Annotated in this window: 15 protein-coding genes; all 15 read right to left on the bottom strand. The window is 62.4% G+C overall.

The annotated features are described in order from the left end of the window. Positions 1-3: 3 nt before the first annotated feature. The 15 genes from NWI01_RS09825 to NWI01_RS09895 all read right to left on the bottom strand — a co-directional run bounded on the left by NWI01_RS09825 (position 4) and on the right by NWI01_RS09895 (position 17,118). A complete protein-coding gene (locus tag NWI01_RS09825) occupies positions 4-1,674 on the bottom strand; it encodes a ribonuclease J (RefSeq protein WP_181410428.1) in 1,671 nt (556 codons plus the stop codon). Then, positions 1,674-2,486: a biotin--[acetyl-CoA-carboxylase] ligase gene (locus NWI01_RS09830; RefSeq protein WP_141383677.1), complete on the bottom strand. Its 813-nt coding sequence runs from the start codon at positions 2,484-2,486 to the stop codon at positions 1,674-1,676. The genes NWI01_RS09825 and NWI01_RS09830 overlap by 1 nt, the downstream gene beginning before the upstream one ends. 13 nt (positions 2,487-2,499) lie before the next feature. Beyond that, positions 2,500-3,936, bottom strand: coding sequence for an NADH-quinone oxidoreductase subunit NuoN (gene nuoN / locus NWI01_RS09835; RefSeq protein WP_141383678.1), 1,437 nt, complete (start codon positions 3,934-3,936; stop codon positions 2,500-2,502). A 25-nt stretch (positions 3,937-3,961) separates the two neighbouring features. Beyond that, complete coding sequence (locus tag NWI01_RS09840; protein ID WP_141383679.1) at positions 3,962-5,470, bottom strand: NADH-quinone oxidoreductase subunit M; 1,509 nt, start codon at positions 5,468-5,470, stop codon at positions 3,962-3,964. A gap of 2 nt (positions 5,471-5,472) precedes the next feature. Beyond that, the gene (gene nuoL, locus NWI01_RS09845) at positions 5,473-7,539 is read right to left on the bottom strand and encodes an NADH-quinone oxidoreductase subunit L (RefSeq protein ID WP_141383680.1); all 2,067 of its coding nucleotides are present in this window, start codon (positions 7,537-7,539) and stop codon (positions 5,473-5,475) included. 83 nt (positions 7,540-7,622) lie between these two features. Further along, complete coding sequence (gene nuoK / locus NWI01_RS09850; RefSeq protein WP_011315133.1) at positions 7,623-7,931, bottom strand: NADH-quinone oxidoreductase subunit NuoK; 309 nt, start codon at positions 7,929-7,931, stop codon at positions 7,623-7,625. Further along, positions 7,928-8,566 (bottom strand): NADH-quinone oxidoreductase subunit J, encoded by a 639-nt coding sequence (locus NWI01_RS09855; RefSeq protein ID WP_141383681.1) that lies wholly within the window; start codon positions 8,564-8,566, stop codon positions 7,928-7,930. Before NWI01_RS09855 ends, nuoK begins: the two co-directional genes overlap by 4 nt. Before the next feature lie 9 nt (positions 8,567-8,575). Continuing rightward, the gene (gene nuoI, locus NWI01_RS09860; RefSeq protein ID WP_011315135.1) at positions 8,576-9,064 is read right to left on the bottom strand and encodes an NADH-quinone oxidoreductase subunit NuoI; all 489 of its coding nucleotides are present in this window, start codon (positions 9,062-9,064) and stop codon (positions 8,576-8,578) included. A 15-nt stretch (positions 9,065-9,079) separates the two neighbouring features. Then, positions 9,080-10,150, bottom strand: a complete 1,071-nt coding sequence (gene nuoH, locus NWI01_RS09865) for an NADH-quinone oxidoreductase subunit NuoH (RefSeq protein ID WP_141383682.1) — start codon at positions 10,148-10,150, stop codon at positions 9,080-9,082. Positions 10,151-10,155: 5 nt separating this feature from the next. After that, the gene (nuoG, locus tag NWI01_RS09870; protein WP_141383683.1) at positions 10,156-12,231 is read right to left on the bottom strand and encodes an NADH-quinone oxidoreductase subunit NuoG; all 2,076 of its coding nucleotides are present in this window, start codon (positions 12,229-12,231) and stop codon (positions 10,156-10,158) included. Between the two features lie 4 nt (positions 12,232-12,235). Next, a complete protein-coding gene (nuoF, locus tag NWI01_RS09875) occupies positions 12,236-13,561 on the bottom strand; it encodes an NADH-quinone oxidoreductase subunit NuoF (protein WP_141383684.1) in 1,326 nt (441 codons plus the stop codon). Then, positions 13,561-14,313 carry an NADH-quinone oxidoreductase subunit NuoE gene (nuoE, locus tag NWI01_RS09880; protein WP_141383685.1) on the bottom strand — a complete coding sequence of 251 codons (753 nt, stop codon included), beginning with the start codon at positions 14,311-14,313 and terminating at the stop codon, positions 13,561-13,563. The genes nuoF and nuoE overlap by 1 nt, the downstream gene beginning before the upstream one ends. A gap of 14 nt (positions 14,314-14,327) precedes the next feature. Then, entirely contained in the window at positions 14,328-15,290 is a 963-nt protein-coding gene (locus NWI01_RS09885) for an FkbM family methyltransferase (RefSeq protein ID WP_181410429.1), read from the bottom strand. Continuing rightward, positions 15,290-16,498 (bottom strand): NADH-quinone oxidoreductase subunit D, encoded by a 1,209-nt coding sequence (locus NWI01_RS09890; RefSeq protein ID WP_141383687.1) that lies wholly within the window; start codon positions 16,496-16,498, stop codon positions 15,290-15,292. Before NWI01_RS09890 ends, NWI01_RS09885 begins: the two co-directional genes overlap by 1 nt. Then, positions 16,498-17,118 (bottom strand): NADH-quinone oxidoreductase subunit C, encoded by a 621-nt coding sequence (locus NWI01_RS09895; RefSeq protein WP_141383688.1) that lies wholly within the window; start codon positions 17,116-17,118, stop codon positions 16,498-16,500. Before NWI01_RS09895 ends, NWI01_RS09890 begins: the two co-directional genes overlap by 1 nt. Between the last annotated feature and the right edge of the window lie 11 nt (positions 17,119-17,129).

The following is a 17,129-nucleotide window of genomic DNA, read 5'->3' on the forward strand; positions in this document are numbered from 1 at the left end:
GCTCTAGATCACCAGAACGTGAACATAGCAGAGCGGCTTCTTGCCCCACTGTTCCGCGACGGCTGCCCGCACCGCGCGGCGCAATGATTCAGCCATCGCATCCGGATCGCGCCGCAGCGTCCGCGAGAACCCTTTCGCCGTCGAAACCACCGTGTCGAAAACGATGTCGTCGAGCACCTCGCCGGCCATGTTCTTTTCCGGTATGCCGACGAGATCGACTTCGGGATCCTCGATCAGTTCACCCTTGGCCGTGACGGCGATCGCCACGAAGACGCAGCCGGCAAACGCCATGCGCCGCCGCTCGACGACCGCGCGCGACTTCGAATCTTCCAGGATGACGCCATCCTTGTAAAGCCGTCCTGACGGCAATTCATCAATGATGCCCGGGTCTCCGGGCCCAAGCCGGACCAGATCGCCGTTCTTGCAGATCAGGACTTTCGGCACGCCGGAAGCCCGTGCCAGCCGCGCGTGTTCGGACAGATGCAAGGCCTCACCATGCACCGGAATCAGCAGGCGTGGACGAACCCAGGAGATCATGTCCCGCAATTCGTCGCAGCGTGGATGACCGGAGACATGAACCAGCTGGGTGCGATCGGTGATGACCTCGATGCCCTGGGCCACAAGACCGTTGATGATCGCGCCGACGGCTTTTTCGTTGCCAGGAATGGTGCGTGAGGAAAAGATCACGGTGTCGCCACGGTTCAGCGTGACCTCTGGATGATCATCCCTCGCGATGCGGGCGAGCGCCGCCCTTGGCTCGCCCTGGCTGCCCGTGCACAGCGCCAGAACCTTGTCGGGTGGAAGATGGCCATAGACATCGGCGCTGCGAAAATCCTGCATCCCGTTCAGATGTCCGGTCTCGCGCGCGACCTGCACCACGCGCGCCATCGCGCGGCCGACCACCACGACCTCGCGCCCCGCTTCACGCGCGGCATCAGCCACGGCGCGCAGCCGCCCGACATTGGACGCGAACGTGGTCACCGCGACCCGGCCCTTCGCCGCCTTCACCAGATCGGCGATGGTTCTTGCAACCTCGGTTTCGGACGGCGAGCGCCCGTCCCGCACCGCGTTGGTTGAATCGCCGATCAGCGCCAGCACGCCCTCGTCGCCGAGTTCGCGCAGGCGCCGTTCGTCGGTCGGCGGCCCGATGATGGGCGTCGGATCGATCTTCCAGTCGCCGGTATGCACGACGATTCCGGCCTCGGTATGGATCGCAAGGGCATGGGATTCCGGAATCGAATGCGCCACCGGAATGAACTCGACGCCAAAGGGACCGATATCGATGCGTCCCCCCGAGGGCACGACAGTCACCGGGATATCCGGCGCATTGCGTTCGGCCGCGCATTTGGCCTCGAATAAAGCCGCGCTGAACTTCGTCGCGTAGATCGGGCATTTCAGCCGCGGCCACAGATCGATGATGGCGCCGAAGTGATCCTCATGCGCGTGCGTCAGCACGAGGCCGACGAGGTTCTTTCGTTCCTGCTCGAGAAACCGGATGTCCGGCATGATCAGATCGATACCCGGCAGATGCTCCTCGTCGCCGAAGGACACGCCGAGATCGACCGCCAGCCAGCTTCGCTGATGACGGTTACCGAGCCCGTAGATCGACAGGTTCATGCCGATCTCACCCACACCGCCGAGCGGGGCAAACATCAACTCATCAGGCCGCGCTATCATGTTGCTCCGACCGAGGCAGCCGCGCCGAAATACACATCACCGGCGGAGACAGCCACTCGCCTGCCGTCGGACGTCACGACGATCAAACAACCGTCCTTGTCGATGGTATCAAACAGGCCGGATATCGTCGATGAATTAGACCGGATCGAAACGTGTTGACCTACCCCGGCCGCCCGATCTAGCCACAGGCGCCTGATCTCGCCAAAGCCATGACCGTTGTCCCAGATGGCCCGAAACTCAGCCCAGGCCTCGGTCAGCGCCCGAAACAAATCCTCCGCACCGATGTCGATCCCGATGTCGCGCAGCGAGACCGCCGGATACGGCATTCCCCCGGGCGCGGCGGCGACATTGACACCTGTGCCGACGACAACGGCCAATCGGCCCTGTGCGACGGTCTCTGCCTCCAGCAGGACGCCCGCGAGCTTCCCCCCGCCTGCCAGCACGTCATTGGGCCATTTCAGATGAAACGTCACGTTCTCAGAGCCCGGAGACCTCATGCGCGCTTCAAGGCTGACGGTTCGCAGCGCGGCTTCGAGCGCCAGCCCCGCCGCGAAGCTCAGGGTCGCGGCGACGGCGGGCGAGGTATCGATCACCTCAAGCACGCTGCATGCCAGATTGCCCCGGGGAGATATCCAGCTTCGCTGCCTGCGGCCGCGTCCCGCTGTCTGCTCCGCCGCGACCAGCCAGATCGGGCCGGTCTCGCCCGCTCGCGCGCGCACCAGCGCTTCGGCGTTGGTCGAGCCGATGCGATCGAAGACCGCCAGTCGGTAACCAGCCGATGCAGCTCGTGGACCGAGCGAAAATGCCATTCGAACAATGCCGTCAGAACAATGACTTCGCAGCCGCCGTGGCGGCGCTGACCAGAGGCCCGGGATAGGCGAAGAACAGCATGTTGAAAAGCGCGGTCGCGGCCACGATCGAACGCAATTCGAGATGAACGGCGTCCGTCGCCTCGGCCCGCTCGTCGAAATACATCACCTTGATCACGTTGAGATAGTAGAACGCGCCGACCACGCTGGTGATGACGCCGATCACGGACAGCGCGAACAGCCCGGCCTTGATGGCCGCGCTGAAGACATAAAACTTGGCGAAGAAACCGGCCAGCGGCGGTATTCCGGCCAGGGAAAACAGCAGCATGGCAAAGCAAAACGCCAGCAGCGGATTGGTCCGCGACAATCCCGCGAAATCGCTGATCTGCTCCAGGGGCTGACCGTTACGGTTCATGGCGAGAATGACCGTGAAGGCCCCAAAAGTCATCACGGTATAGATGACGAGATACAGCACAACGCCCTGCGCGCCCTCGACCGTTCCGGCCGCGAGACCGACCAGCGCGAAACCCATGTGACCGATCGATGAATAAGCCATCAGGCGCTTGATGTTGCGCTGCCCGATCGCGCCGAACGAGCCCAGCGCCATGGACGCGATCGCCACGAAAACCACGATCTGCTGCCACTCGGCGACGACCCCTGAGAATGCCGTCAGCACCACCCGGGTGAAAACCGCCATCGCCGCGATCTTCGGCGCCGAGGCGAAGAAAGCCGTGACCGGCGTCGGCGCTCCCTCGTAAACATCAGGCGTCCACATATGGAACGGCACCACCGACACCTTGAAACAAAGGCCGGCCAGCAGAAAGACGATACCGAAGACGACGCCGATGCTGCCGCTCTTCGCAGCGGCGGCAATGCCGGCGAAGCTGACGGTTCCCGTGAAGCCATAGAGCAGTGAAGCGCCGTAGAGCAACATCCCCGACGCCAGCGCGCCAAGAACGAAGTATTTCAAGCCCGCCTCAGTCGACTTCACATTGTCGCGGTTGCTCGCCGCCACCACGTAAAGCGCAAGGCTCATCAATTCGAGCCCGAGATACAGCATGATCAGGTCAGCCGCCGAAATCAGCACCATCATGCCGACCGTCGAAAGCATCACCAGGATCGCGAACTCGAACATCCGGCGCGACTGATCCTGAAGAAACTCCCGGGACAGGACGAGCGTTGCCGCCGAGCCGAGCAAGGCGAGTATCTTCAGAAATCGCGCGAAGTCATCGACGATGAAGCTGCCGCCGAACGTAATCAGCTTGCCGCCCGGCAACAGATACACGATCACGCCGGTCCCGATCAGGACGCAGATCGCAAGACCGGTCACGAGACCGGCCGCGCGCTGGCCGCACCATGCCCCGATCAGCAGCAAAACCATCGCGCCGACCGCCAGAGCTACCTCCGGCAAGACGGGAAGAAGTTGATATCCGGCGGCCTCAAACATCATAGCTGGCGTCCCTGACCTGCCGTCATCATGGCAGCGCCGCCGCCTTGATGGCGGCTGTCGCGCTTGCGTAATTATTGACGAGATTTTGTACGGAAGCCGCCGAGAAATCGAGCACCGGCTTCGGATAAACGCCGAACAGGATCGTCAGCACCACAAGCGGCGCCAGCGTCAGGCCCTCGCGGAAAGTCAGATCCTTGATGGTCGCGAGCGACGGCTTGACCAGCGCACCGAACACGATCTTGCGATAGAGCCACAGGGCGTATGCCGCCGACAGGATCACGCCGAGCGTCGCCGCCACCGCCGTGGGAATGCTGACCTTGAAGGTTCCGATCAGCGCGAGGAACTCGCCGACAAATCCGGACGTTCCGGGCAGCCCGACATTGGCCATCGTAAAAATGAGAAACACCAGCGCATAAAGCGGCATCCGATTGACGAGCCCGCCATAGGCCGCGATTTCGCGCGTGTGCATTCGGTCGTAAACAACACCGACACATAGAAACAGCGCGCCCGACACGATGCCGTGCGAGACCATCTGGAACACGCCGCCGTGAACGCCCTGCATGGTGCCGGCAAAGATTCCCATGGTCACGAAGCCCATGTGAGCTACCGACGAGTAGGCGATCAGCTTCTTCATGTCCTCTTGCATCAGCGCGACCAGCGAGGTGTAGACGATCGCGATCGCCGACATCGCAAACACCAGCGGCGCGAAGTCATGCGACGCAAGCGGGAACATCGGCAGCGAGAACCGCAGGAATCCGTAACCTCCCATCTTCAGCAGGATCGCAGCGAGGATCACCGATCCCGCCGTTGGCGCTTCCACATGCGCATCCGGAAGCCAGGTGTGCACTGGCCACATCGGCATCTTGACCGCGAACGACGCAAAGAAGGCGAGCCACGCCCACTTCTGCAAATTGTACGGGACGGAGGTTTGCATCAGCGTCGGGATGTCGGTGGTCCCGGCGTTCCAGTAGAGCGCCATGATGGCCAGCAGCATCAGCACCGAGCCGAGCAGCGTATAGAGGAAGAACTTGAAGGTCGCATAGACGCGGCGTGGACCACCCCAGATCCCGATGATCAGGAACATCGGAATCAGACCACCTTCAAAGAACACGTAGAACAGCAGCAGATCGAGCGCCGAGAACGTGCCGATCATCAACGTTTCCAGAATCAGAAACGCCATCATGTAGGCCGGCACGCGACGGGCAATCGATTTCCAGCTCGCGACGATGCACAACGGCATCAACGCCGTGGTGAGAATGACGAACGGCAGCGAGATGCCGTCCACTCCCATGTGATAGCGAATGCCGGTGGCAAGCCAGGTCGCCTGCTCGACGAACTGGAATCCCGTATTGGTCGGATCGAAGCGCGTCACCAGGAGCAGCGACACCGCGAAGGTGACGATCGTGGTCCACAGCGCAATCCAGCGCGCGGTTCGGCTGGCGGCTTCGTCGCTGCCACGAGCCATGACGTAAATCAGAATCGCGCCGACCGCCGGCAGAAATGTCGTGACGGACAGAATAGGCCAGGTCGTCATTCTCACTGGCCTCCCGAGAACATGAACCAGGTGATCAGACCGGCAACGCCGATCAGCATCGCGAACGCATAGTGGTACAGGTAGCCCGTCTGTAGCCGGACGACATTGCGGGTGACATCGAGCACCCCGGACGAAACGCCATCGGGACCAAATCCGTCAATGACCAAGCCGTCGCCCTTCTTCCACAGGAAGCGGCCGAGCCACTTCGCCGGGCGCACGAAGATCACCTCATAGAGTTCGTCGAAGTACCACTTGTTGAGCAGAAACCTGTAGAGCATCTGATGCTCGCGCGCGAGCTGGACCGGGATATCGGGCCGGCGGATATAGAATAGCCACGCCACCGCAAACCCCAAGATCATCATCACGGTCGGCAGGAAGGCGATCGTCTTCGGAATGTGATGCATTTCCTCAAGAATGTGCGGATGCATCTTCACGGATTCCCGGAAGAACTCCTCGACCCCGTGCCCGGTGAACAATTCCTTGAAGGGAAAGCCCGCGAGGATCGAGCCGGCCGCAAGAACGCCGATCGGAATCAGCATCCAGATCGGGCTTTCATGCGCGGCTTTATAATGCGCCTGATCATGCGGCTTGCCGTGGAAGGTCTTGAAGATCAGCCGCCACGAATAGAAGGATGTTAGGCCGGCGGCCGCCACGGTCATGAGGAAGCCGTAATAGGCGAACGGATTGTGAGACACGTAGGCGGATTCGATGATCGCATCCTTCGAAAAGTATCCGGCCGTCAGCGGAAACCCGGTCAGCGCCAGCGTTCCGATCACCATGACGAAGTATGTATACGGAATGCGATCCTTCAGGCCGCCCATGTTGCGGATGTCCTGTTCGTGATGCATCGCATAGATCACCGATCCCGAACCCAGGAACAGCAGCGCCTTGAAGAAGGCGTGTGTGAACAGGTGGAACATGCCGACGGTGTAGGCCCCTGCTCCCATCGCCACGAACATGTAACCGAGCTGCGAGCAGGTCGAATACGCCACGATCCGCTTGATGTCGTTCTGCACCAGACCGACCGTCGCCGCGAAGATCGCCGTCGTCGCGCCGATGAACATCACAAAAGCCTGCGCATCCGGCGCCAATTCAAACAACGGCGACAACCGCGCCACCATGAACACGCCCGCGGTCACCATGGTTGCCGCATGGATCAGCGCCGACACCGGCGTCGGGCCTTCCATCGCGTCGGGCAGCCAGGTGTGCAGCAGCAACTGAGCCGACTTGCCCATCGCGCCCATGAACAGCAGCAGGCAAATCAACGTGAGCGCGTTGACGTCCCAGGCCAGGAAATGGATCGTCTTCCCGGTCAGCCCCGGCGCCGCGCTGAAAATGGTATCGAAATCGGTCGAGCCGACCAGCATGAACACCGCGAAAATGCCGAGCGAAAAGCCGAAGTCGCCGACACGGTTGACCACGAAGGCCTTGATCGCCGCCGCATTCGCCGACGGCTTCTGATACCAGAATCCGATCAGCAGATAGCTTGCAAGGCCGACGCCTTCCCAGCCGAAAAACAGCTGAACCAGGTTGTCCGACGTCACCAGCATCAGCATCGCGAAGGTGAACAGCGACAGATAGCCGAAGAAGCGCGGACGGTGGGGATCCTCGTCCATGTAGCCAATGGAATAGAAATGCACGAGCGACGACACCGTGGTGACCACCACCAGCATCACCGCCGTCAGCGTATCGACCCTTAACGACCAGCCGATCTGGAGATCGCCGGAGGAAATCCACGAGAACAGCGCGATCCGCGCGTCGTGATGCATGAAACCCACGTCGACCAGCGTGATCCATGACAGGACCGCCGACGCGATCAGCAAAGTGGTCGTGATCAGTTCGGCGGCGCGCGATCCTGCCGCCGGCGGTTCGCTGACGTGATGGTCGTCGTGGCCGTGGGAGTCACCATGCCCGTGATCATCATGCGCCGCCGCCGCGTGAGCATGACCGTGGCCGTCGTGATGATCGACCGCATCGCCGCTGGGATTACGCCAATGCGCGCCGAGCAGCGCGATCAGCCCGGCGAGGATCGCGCCGATCAGCGGCAGAAAGACGATTGCCTCGATCATTCACCCACCCCATGGAGCATGATCCCGCAGCCAATGCATCCATTGGCCGGAGAAAGCCGGTCCCCACTTTTCCGGATCATGCTTCAGCCCTTCATCAGATTGACGTCCTCAACCGCGATCGAACCGCGGTTGCGGAAATACACGACGAGAATAGCAAGGCCGATCGCCGCCTCGGCCGCGGCGACCGTGAGCACCAGCAGCGTGAACACCTGTCCGACGATGTCGCCCAGGAACGTCGAAAACGCCACCAGGTTGATGTTGACCGCCAGCAGGATCAATTCCACCGACATCAGGATAATGATGATGTTCTTGCGGTTCAGAAAGATGCCGAGCGTCCCCAGCGTGAACAGGATCGCGCCAACCGCCAGGTAGTGTCCGAGGCCGATTGTCATTTCACCCACTCCGCCTGGTCAGCGTCCTGCAATCCCTGCCCCGAGGCGACCTGGCGCACGCTCATGGCCATCTCGGGCGTCCGGGCGTTCTGGACGTTGATATCCTGACGCTTGACGCCGGCCCTGTGCCGCAGCGTCAGGACGATGGCGCCGATCATGGCCACCAGCAACACCATGCCGGCGAGCTGGAAGTAATGAATGTACTTCGTGTAGAGCACGAGGCCGAGCGCCTCGGTATTGCTGACGTCGCCCGGAATAGCCGCCGTGATCGATTTCGTGACCGTCGGATTGAGGGTCCAGCCCCCGACGACGAGCAGCAGTTCCAGCAGGAAGATCGCCGCGATTACCAGACCGAACGGCAGGTATTCGAGAAAGCCCTCGCGCAGTTCAGCGAAGTCCACGTCCAGCATCATGATCACGAAGAGGAACAGCACCGCGACCGCGCCGACATAGACCACGATGAGGATCATCGCGAGGAATTCCGCACCCATCAGGATGAACAGACCGGCGGCGTTGACGAACGCAAGAATGAGAAACAGAACCGAGTGCACGGGATTGCGCGACGAGATGACCATCGCGGCCGATGCAACGCACACGCCGGCGAACAGATAGAAGAACAGCGCGGGAAGGATCATGCCCCTACCTCACCGATACGGCGCGTCGAGTTCGATCGCCTTCGCGATCTCGCGTTCCCAACGGTCGCCGTTGGCGAGCAGCTTGGCCTTGTCATAATAAAGCTCCTCGCGGGTCTCGGTCGCGAATTCGAAGTTCGGTCCCTCGACGATGGCGTCGACCGGACAGGCCTCCTGGCACAATCCGCAATAGATGCATTTCACCATGTCGATGTCATAGCGCACCGTGCGGCGGGTGCCGTCGTTGCGGCGCGGCCCGGCCTCGATGGTGATGGCCTGCGCCGGACAGACCGCCTCGCACAGCTTGCACGCGATGCAGCGCTCCTCGCCGTTCGGATAACGGCGCAGCGCGTGCTCGCCGCGGAAGCGCGGGGAAATCGGATTCTTCTCGAACGGGTAGTTGATCGTCGGCTTCGGCTTGAAAAAATACCGCATGGTGAGGAAGAAAGCCGAGATGAACTCGGTCAACAGGAGCGAACGGGCTGTTGCGTTGATACTCATGACAACCTCAATTCCTCACTTCGGCGCGATGCCGGCGAACTGCAACACGCCCGCCACGATCACCACCATCGCCAGCGACAGTGGCAGGAACACCTTCCAGCCGAGCCGCATCAGTTGATCATAGCGGTAGCGCGGGACGATCGCCTTCGCCATCGCGATCAGGAAGAACATGAAGAACAGTTTCAGCGAGAACCAGATGACGCCGGGCACCCAGTTGAACGGCGGCAGGTCGACCGGCGGCAGCCAGCCGCCCATGAAAAGGATCGCGCCCATCGCGCACATGGTGGTGATCGCGACATACTCGCCGAGCATGAACAGCAGGTACGGCGTCGAGCCGTACTCGACCATGAAGCCCGCGACGAGTTCGGATTCCGCCTCGACGAGGTCGAACGGCGGGCGATTGGTCTCAGCCAGGGCCGACACGTAAAACACCACGAACATCGGCAGAAGCGGCAGCCAGTACCAGTTCAGGAACGTCAGCCACGGCAGGCCGATCAGGCTGGCCAGCCCTTTGGTATGCTGCGCCTCGACGATGGCGGAGAGGTTCAGCGAGCCTGCGCAGAGCAATACGGTGATGATGACGAAACCGATCGACACCTCGTAGGAGACCATCTGCGCCGCCGAACGCAGGGCAGCAAGAAAAGGGTACTTCGAGTTGGACGCCCAGCCGCCCATGATGATGCCGTAGATCGACAGCGACGAGATCGCGAAGATGTAGAGAATCCCGACATTGATGTCGGAGATCACCCAGTTCAGATTGACCGGGATCACCGCCCATGCCGCCAGCGCCAGCACGCAGGAGACCAGCGGCGCCAGAAGGAATACGCCCTTGTTGGCGCCGGAGGGGATGATCGGTTCCTTCAGCACGAACTTCAGAAGATCGGCGAACGACTGAAACAGACCCCATGGTCCGACAACGTTGGGGCCGCGCCGGATCTGCACCGCGGCCCAGATTTTCCGGTCGGCGAGGAGGATGTAGGCGATCGCTATCAGCAGGACGACGAGCAGCAGCACGCTCTGCGCCACCATCACGATCAGGGGCCAGAGGAAGTCCGTCCACAACGGCATTGCGAAGAAATCGGCCATCACGCTTACTCCGCTGCCGTCAGCATGCGACCCGACGCAAGACGCGAGCATTCGGCCATCACCGCCGAGGCCCGCGCGATCGGATTGGTCAGATAATAGTCGTCAATCGCGGCCTTGAACGGCGACTTCTCAATGCTGCCGCCGCTGCCCGCCAGGTCCCTGATCGCGCGGCTATCGCCGGCCTCGATCTGGTCGATCCGCATCAGGTGCGGCACCGTCCTGAACATCGCCTGCCGCAAGGCAGGCAGCGAGTCGTAACCCAGGGTCTTGCCGAGCACTTCCGACAGCGCGCGAATGATCGCCCAGTCCTCGCGCGCCTCGCCGGGCGGGAAGCCGGCCCGGTTCGCCATCTGGACCCGGCCTTCCGTGTTGACATAGACGCCGGTCTTTTCGGTGTAGGCAGCGCCCGGCAAAATGACGTCGGCGCGGTGAGCGCCGGCATCGCCATGGGTGCCGATATAAACGAGGAAAACGCCGTCCGGCGCCTTGATCTCGTCCGCGCCGAGCGAAAACAGAACATCGAGCCCGCCCGGTGCGGTCATTCGCGCTGCGTTCAGGCCGCCCTTCCCCGGCGCGAAGCCGAGATCCAGCGCGCCGACCCGCGACGCCGCATCGTGAAGCACGGCAAATCCGTTCCAGCCGTCTTTCAGCCCGCCGATATCAATCGCGAGCTTGGCCGCGGCCGCAAGAATGGCTGCGCCGTCGGGACGGGACATCGCGGCCGCGCCGACCAGCACGATCGGATTGCTGGCATTCTTCAGCACGTCGCGGAAGTTGTTCATGCCCGCCGCGAGATCCGCAAGCGACTCCCCGCCGGCGCCGAGATAGTCATACTCGTAGGTCAGATCGGCTTTCTCTCCGATCACGCCGATCCTGAGCTGTCCTGTCCGCCAGCGCTTGCGGATGCGCGCATTGAGGATCGCTGCTTCCTTGCGCGGGTTCGACCCCACGATCAGCAGCGCATCGGCCTGCTCGATGCCAGCGATGGTCGGGTTGAAGATGTAGGAAGCCCGCCCCCGCGCGGGGCTGAAGGCGTCGCCGCCCTGCACCGCCATGTTGACCGAGCCGAGTTTCGACAGCAGGTCCTTGAGCGCGAACAACTCCTCGACCGCGGCAAGATCGCCGGCGATCGCGCCGATCCGCTTGCCGTCGGCCTGCTGCACCTTCGCCGTGATGGCTGCGAAAGCCTCCCGCCACGAGGCCGGGCGCAACGCGCCGTTCTGGCGAATGTAGGGGCGATCGAGCCGCTGGGTGCGAAGCCCGTCGACGATGTGGCGGGTCTTGTCCGAGATCCACTCCTCGTTCACGGCCTCGTTGACGCGCGGCAGGATGCGCATCACCTCGCGTCCGCGCGTATCGACGCGGATGGCCGAGCCGACAGCATCCATCACGTCGATGGATTGAGTTTTTCCAAGCTCCCACGGCCGCGCCGCGAATGCGTAGGGCTTCGACGTCAACGCACCGACCGGACAGATATCGACGAGATTGCCCTGCAATTCCGACGTGAGCGCGCTTTCAAGGTAGGTGGTGATCTCCATGTCCTCGCCGCGGCCGGTCGCGCCCATTTCCGGCGCGCCGCAGATCTCGGCGGAGAAGCGCACGCAGCGCGTGCACTGAATGCAGCGGTTCATGGAAGTCTTGACCAGCGCGCCGAGATACTTGTCCTCGACCGCGCGCTTGTTCTCGGCGAAACGCGACGTATCGACACCGTATCCCATCGCCTGATCCTGCAAATCGCACTCGCCGCCCTGATCGCAGATCGGGCAATCGAGCGGATGGTTGATCAGCAGAAACTCCATCACGCCTTCGCGCGCCTTCTTCACCATCGGCGAGCGCGTGGAGATTTGCGGCGGCTCTCCGTTGGGACCGGGACGGCAATCGCGCACGCCCCAGGCGCAACTCGCGACCGGCTTCGGACCGCCCTTCACCTCGACAAGGCACATCCGGCAGTTGCCGGCGATCGACAGCCGCTCATGGTAACAGAAGCGCGGAATCTCGGCGCCCGCGGCCTCGCACGCCTGCAGCAGCGTATACTCGGCGGGCACCTCGATCTCTTTGCCGTCGATGATGAGTTTCGTCATGGCCCTACTCCGCCGCCACCATGTGCGCGGGATCGAGGATGCCCTGATCGTCGCGGTCGGCCTTATGCGAATACTGGTCGATGCGCTCCTCGATCTCGTGCCGGAAATGCGCGATCAGTCCCTGAATAGGCCAGGCTGCCGCATCGCCCAGCGCGCAGATGGTGTGGCCCTCGACCTGCTTGGTGACTTCCAAAAGCATATCGATCTCGCGCTTGTGGGCGCGGCCTTCGGCCATCCGAGTGAGCACCCGCCACATCCAGCCGGTCCCCTCGCGGCACGGCGTGCACTGGCCGCAGCTCTCGTGCTTGTAGAAATAGGAAATGCGCGCGATCGCCCGGATCAGGTCGGTCGATTTATCCATGACGATGACGGCGGCGGTGCCGAGGCCGGAGCGCAGCTTGCTGAGGCTGTCGAAATCCATCGGCGTATCGATGATCTGCTCGGCCGGCACCATGCGCACCGACGAGCCGCCCGGAATGACCGCCTTGAGATTATCCCAGCCGCCGCGGATGCCGCCGCAATGAGTATCGATCAATTCACGAAACGTGATCCCCATCGCCTCTTCGACGTTGCAGGGACGCTCGACGTGACCCGAAACGCAAAACAGCTTGGTGCCAACATTGTTGGGACGGCCGATCCCGGCGAACCACGCCGCGCCGCGCCGCAGGATGTCCGGCGCGACCGCAATCGACTCGACGTTGTTCACGGTCGTCGGGCAGCCATAAAGACCGACATTGGCCGGAAACGGCGGCTTCAGCCGCGGCTGGCCCTTCTTGCCTTCCAGACTTTCCAGCAGCGCCGTTTCCTCGCCGCAGATATACGCTCCCGCGCCATGGGCGACGTACAGATCGAACGGGAAGCCGTGGATGTTGTCCTTGCCGATCAGCCTGGCCTCATAGGCCTCGTCGATGGCCGCCTGCAAACGCTCGCGCTCGCGGATGAATTCGCCGCGTATGTAGATGTAGCCGGCATGGGCACCCATGCCGACACCGGCCAGCAGGCACCCCTCGATCAGCAAATGCGGATCGTGCCGCATGATCTCGCGGTCCTTGCAGGTGCCCGGCTCGGACTCGTCGGCGTTGACGACGAGGTAGCTCGGGCGGCCGTCGGCGTTGTCCTTCGGCATGAAGGACCATTTCATGCCGGTCGGAAATCCGGCCCCGCCGCGCCCGCGGAGTCCCGACGCTTTCATCTCGCTGACGATCCAGTCGCGGCCCTTGCCGACGATCGCCTTGGTGCCGTCCCATGCGCCACGGCGGCGCGCGCCGGCGAGCCGCCAGTCGTCGAGGCCATAGAGATTTCGGAAGATGCGATCCTTGTCGTCGAGCATCAGGTCTTGCCCTTCCTGGTCGCGTCATCGGCGGGCGGCTTCGGCATGGGGCTTTCCCGCCGGCTTGCGGAATCGGTCGGTTTCTTGGCGTCCGCATCCGTCAACGCCGGCTGAGCGGCGGATCGCCGTCCCCCGTCGCCTTTCGCCGCCGTATTCAACGTGGTCAGGCAGCCGACGGGCGCGGAAAACTGGCGGTCGATCTGAGGACCGGGCTTTGGCGGCTGGCCCGAGGCGAACCCGTCAAGCACCTTGCCGAAGTTTTCCTTCGTCAAATCCTCATAGGTATCTTTCCAGATCAGCACCATCGGCGCGTTGACGCAGGAGCCGAGGCACTCGACTTCCTCCCATGAGAAGTCGCCGTCTTTTGAGAGATGAAACGGCTCGTGATGGATACGGCTCTTGCAGACGGCGAGAATGTCCTCCGCGCCCCGCAGCCGGCAAGGCGTGGTGCCGCAGACCTGGATGTGGGCCTTCCTGCCGACCGGCTGAAGCTGGAACATGGTGTAGAAGGTCGCGATCTCCAGCATCCGGATGTAGGGCATGTCGAGCATGTCGGCCACGGTGCGGATCGCGGCCTCGGAGATCCAGCCGTCGTGCTGTTCCTGCGCGCGCCACAAGATTGCGATCGCAGCCGACGCCTGGCGACCTTCCGGATATTGCGCGATCTGCTTCCTGGCCCAAGCGAGGTTCTCCTCGCTGAACGCGAAACTCTCGGGCTGCTGTTCTTTCGGTGCCAGGCGGCGAACGGACATCGTACTCTAGTCTCTCAATGAACACGTTGCGACGCGGTCGCGTTCATGCGGTGAAAACGATCCTGCCAGAATGCGCTCGAGGTTCCGAACACGTTGTATCCAACGTGAGAGGCGACCTTGATGCGGTCCAGAATGGAGAGTTCGGTCAACGTCTCGAAGCGACCACTGGCCGGATCGTGCACGATCAGCGTCAGCGGCGTCTGTTCGAGAATGTAGCGCGATACCGTGTGGTTTCGGTCATTACCGTGCTCCTCGCACAGGATCACGGCGTCACCCTGCAGCACGCGCGTGCCACCCTTGATGGCTTCGATCTCGACGCCTTCAACGTCGAGCTTGATGAGGTGCTTGCCGCTCGGGGAAATCCGGCCCTCGTCGAGCAGGTCGTCGAGCGAAAGCACGGGTACGCTTTCCCCGCCCGCACCGGCAGCGCCCGCGATGCTGAAAGCCTCGTGCTTGGTGCCGGACAGGCGCGCAATACCACGCGTCGCGCCGATCGCGCTTTGCATCACCTCGAACCGGTCGCCGTTGATGACCGCGTTGTGAGCAAGCCTGGCGAAATTCTTCGACGAGGGCTCGATTGCGATGGCCTTGCGCGACCCGAACGGCTTGCTGGTGACCAGAACCGACCAATAGCCATAATTGGCGCCGCAATCGAGCAACGTATAGTCGACGTCGGCCGACGCGCGAAACAGCAGCTCAAGCTCCTCTTCGTACGTGAACGAACGATTCAGCAGCTTGCTCCAGTAGCCATCGCCATAGGGAAACGCGAACGTTGCATCGGGATTGAGCCGGACGGCGATATCCCGCTCCGGCAACGTCTTGCGTAGCAGGTTGGCGCACCAGTTATAGCCACGATGCGCAAACAGCGACGACACCTTGGAACCTGCCACCAGCGCCAGCGACGCCGCGCGTTCCCAGGCGTTCGCGCCCTCAAGGAGGCCGGAGGTCCGGTCGAACTGTATCGGCGGCTGTGCAATCACCGGTCGACCTCTCCAAACACGATGTCGAGCGAGCCGAGAATGGCTGAAACGTCAGCCAGCAGGTGCCCTCGACAGATGAAGTCCATCGCTTGCAGATGCGCGAAACCTGGCGCGCGTATCTTGCACTTGTAGGGTTTGTTGCTGCCGTCGGAGACGAGATAGACGCCGAACTCGCCTTTCGGCGCTTCCACGGCCGCATAGATTTCACCCGCCGGAACGTGGAAGCCCTCGGTGTAAAGCTTGAAGTGATGGATCAAAGCCTCCATCGAGCGCTTCATCTCGCCGCGACGCGGCGGGAAAATCTTGTTGTCCTCGACCGCCACCGGCCCCTGCCCGTCCGGCGCGTGCAGCTTGGCGATGCACTGCTTCATGATGCGAACCGACTGTCGCATCTCTTCCATGCGGATGAGATAGCGGTCGTAGCAGTCGCCGTTCTTGCCGATCGGAATATCGAAGTCCATCTCGGCGTAGCATTCGTAAGGTTGCGCCTTGCGCAAATCCCATGCGGCGCCCGAGCCGCGAACCATGACGCCGGAGAAACCCCATTCCCACGCCTGCTGCAGCGTGACCACACCGATATCGACATTTCGCTGCTTGAAGATGCGATTGGCGGTCAGCAGCCTGTCGAGGTCGGCGACGACCTGAAGGAACGGATCGCACCACGCATCGATGTCGTCGATCAACCGCGGCGGAAGATCCTGATGCACACCGCCGATGCGGAAGTACGCCGCGTGCATCCGAGAGCCGGAGGCGCGCTCGTAGAACATCATCAGCTTCTCGCGTTCCTCGAAGCCCCACAGCGGCGGCGTGAGCGCGCCGACATCCATCGCCTGCGTGGTGACATTGAGAAGGTGAGAAAGGATGCGTCCGATCTCGCAATAGAGCACCCGGATCAACTGGCCGCGCCGCGGCACCGCGATCCCCAGCAGTCTTTCGGCGGCGAGACAGAAGGCGTGCTCCTGATTCATCGGCGCGACGTAATCGAGCCGATCGAAATACGGGATGGCCTGAAGATAGGTCTTCTGCTCGATCAGCTTCTCGGTGCCACGGTGAAGCAGGCCGATGTGCGGATCGACGCGCTCGACCACCTCGCCGTCCAGCTCCAGCACCAGGCGCAACACGCCGTGCGCCGCCGGATGCTGCGGGCCGAAATTGATGGTGAAGTTACGCATGCCGGGAGTTACGGCGCCAAGTGCTTCTGTCATCAGCTGCCCGCCTTTCCGCCCGTCGCCTTCTCGTCACCCGGCAGCGGATAGTCAGCGCCCTCCCACGGTGACATGAAGTCGAACTTGCGAAATTCCTGGTTGAGCCGCACCGGTTCGTACACCACCCGCTTCTCGGCGTCGTCGTAACGCACCTCGACGAAACCCGTGAGCGGAAAATCCTTCCGCAGCGGATGCCCGTCGAATCCATAATCGGTCAACAAACGCCGCATGTCGGGATGCCCGGTGAAGATCACGCCATAGAGGTCGTAGGTCTCCCGTTCGAACCAGTCCGCGCCGGGAAACACGTCGATCAACGATGGCACCTGCGTGGTCTCCGAAGCGTGAGCACGCAGGCGGATGCGCGCGTTCAGCGTCGGCGACAGGAAATGATAGACCACGTCGAAACGCTTCTCACGGCCGGGATAATCGACCGCAGTCACGTCGATAAAGTTGACGAAGCGGCAGCGCCGGTCGTCGCGGATGAAGCGGGCGACCTCGACAATCTTCGCGGCCTCGACCGTCACGGTCAGTTGACCGAACGATACGGAATGATCCGTGGCCGCGCCCGGAAGCGTGGCGACGATCATCTGGCCCAAGGCATCGAGCCTGCTCTCGTCCATCCTCATCAACC

The organism is Nitrobacter winogradskyi (genome assembly GCF_006539545.1).
Classification (GTDB): Bacteria; Pseudomonadota; Alphaproteobacteria; order Rhizobiales; family Xanthobacteraceae; genus Nitrobacter; species Nitrobacter winogradskyi_A.

What these genes read in the sequence shown, in the direction of transcription:
- NWI01_RS09830 (WP_141383677.1), bottom strand. Translation starts at nt 2,486, where the DNA reads ATGGCATTTTCGCTCGGTCCACGAGCTGCATCGGCTGGTTACCGACTG.
- nuoN (WP_141383678.1), bottom strand. Translation starts at nt 3,936, where the DNA reads ATGATGTTTGAGGCCGCCGGATATCAACTTCTTCCCGTCTTGCCGGAG.
- NWI01_RS09840 (WP_141383679.1), bottom strand. Translation starts at nt 5,470, where the DNA reads ATGACGACCTGGCCTATTCTGTCCGTCACGACATTTCTGCCGGCGGTC.
- nuoL (WP_141383680.1), bottom strand. Translation starts at nt 7,539, where the DNA reads ATGATCGAGGCAATCGTCTTTCTGCCGCTGATCGGCGCGATCCTCGCC.
- nuoK (WP_011315133.1), bottom strand. Translation starts at nt 7,931, where the DNA reads ATGACAATCGGCCTCGGACACTACCTGGCGGTTGGCGCGATCCTGTTC.
- NWI01_RS09855 (WP_141383681.1), bottom strand. Translation starts at nt 8,566, where the DNA reads ATGATCCTTCCCGCGCTGTTCTTCTATCTGTTCGCCGGCGTGTGCGTT.
- nuoI (WP_011315135.1), bottom strand. Translation starts at nt 9,064, where the DNA reads ATGAGTATCAACGCAACAGCCCGTTCGCTCCTGTTGACCGAGTTCATC.
- nuoH (WP_141383682.1), bottom strand. Translation starts at nt 10,150, where the DNA reads ATGGCCGATTTCTTCGCAATGCCGTTGTGGACGGACTTCCTCTGGCCC.
- nuoG (WP_141383683.1), bottom strand. Translation starts at nt 12,231, where the DNA reads ATGACGAAACTCATCATCGACGGCAAAGAGATCGAGGTGCCCGCCGAG.
- nuoF (WP_141383684.1), bottom strand. Translation starts at nt 13,561, where the DNA reads ATGCTCGACGACAAGGATCGCATCTTCCGAAATCTCTATGGCCTCGAC.
- nuoE (WP_141383685.1), bottom strand. Translation starts at nt 14,313, where the DNA reads ATGTCCGTTCGCCGCCTGGCACCGAAAGAACAGCAGCCCGAGAGTTTC.
- NWI01_RS09890 (WP_141383687.1), bottom strand. Translation starts at nt 16,498, where the DNA reads ATGACAGAAGCACTTGGCGCCGTAACTCCCGGCATGCGTAACTTCACC.
- NWI01_RS09895 (WP_141383688.1), bottom strand. Translation starts at nt 17,118, where the DNA reads ATGGACGAGAGCAGGCTCGATGCCTTGGGCCAGATGATCGTCGCCACG.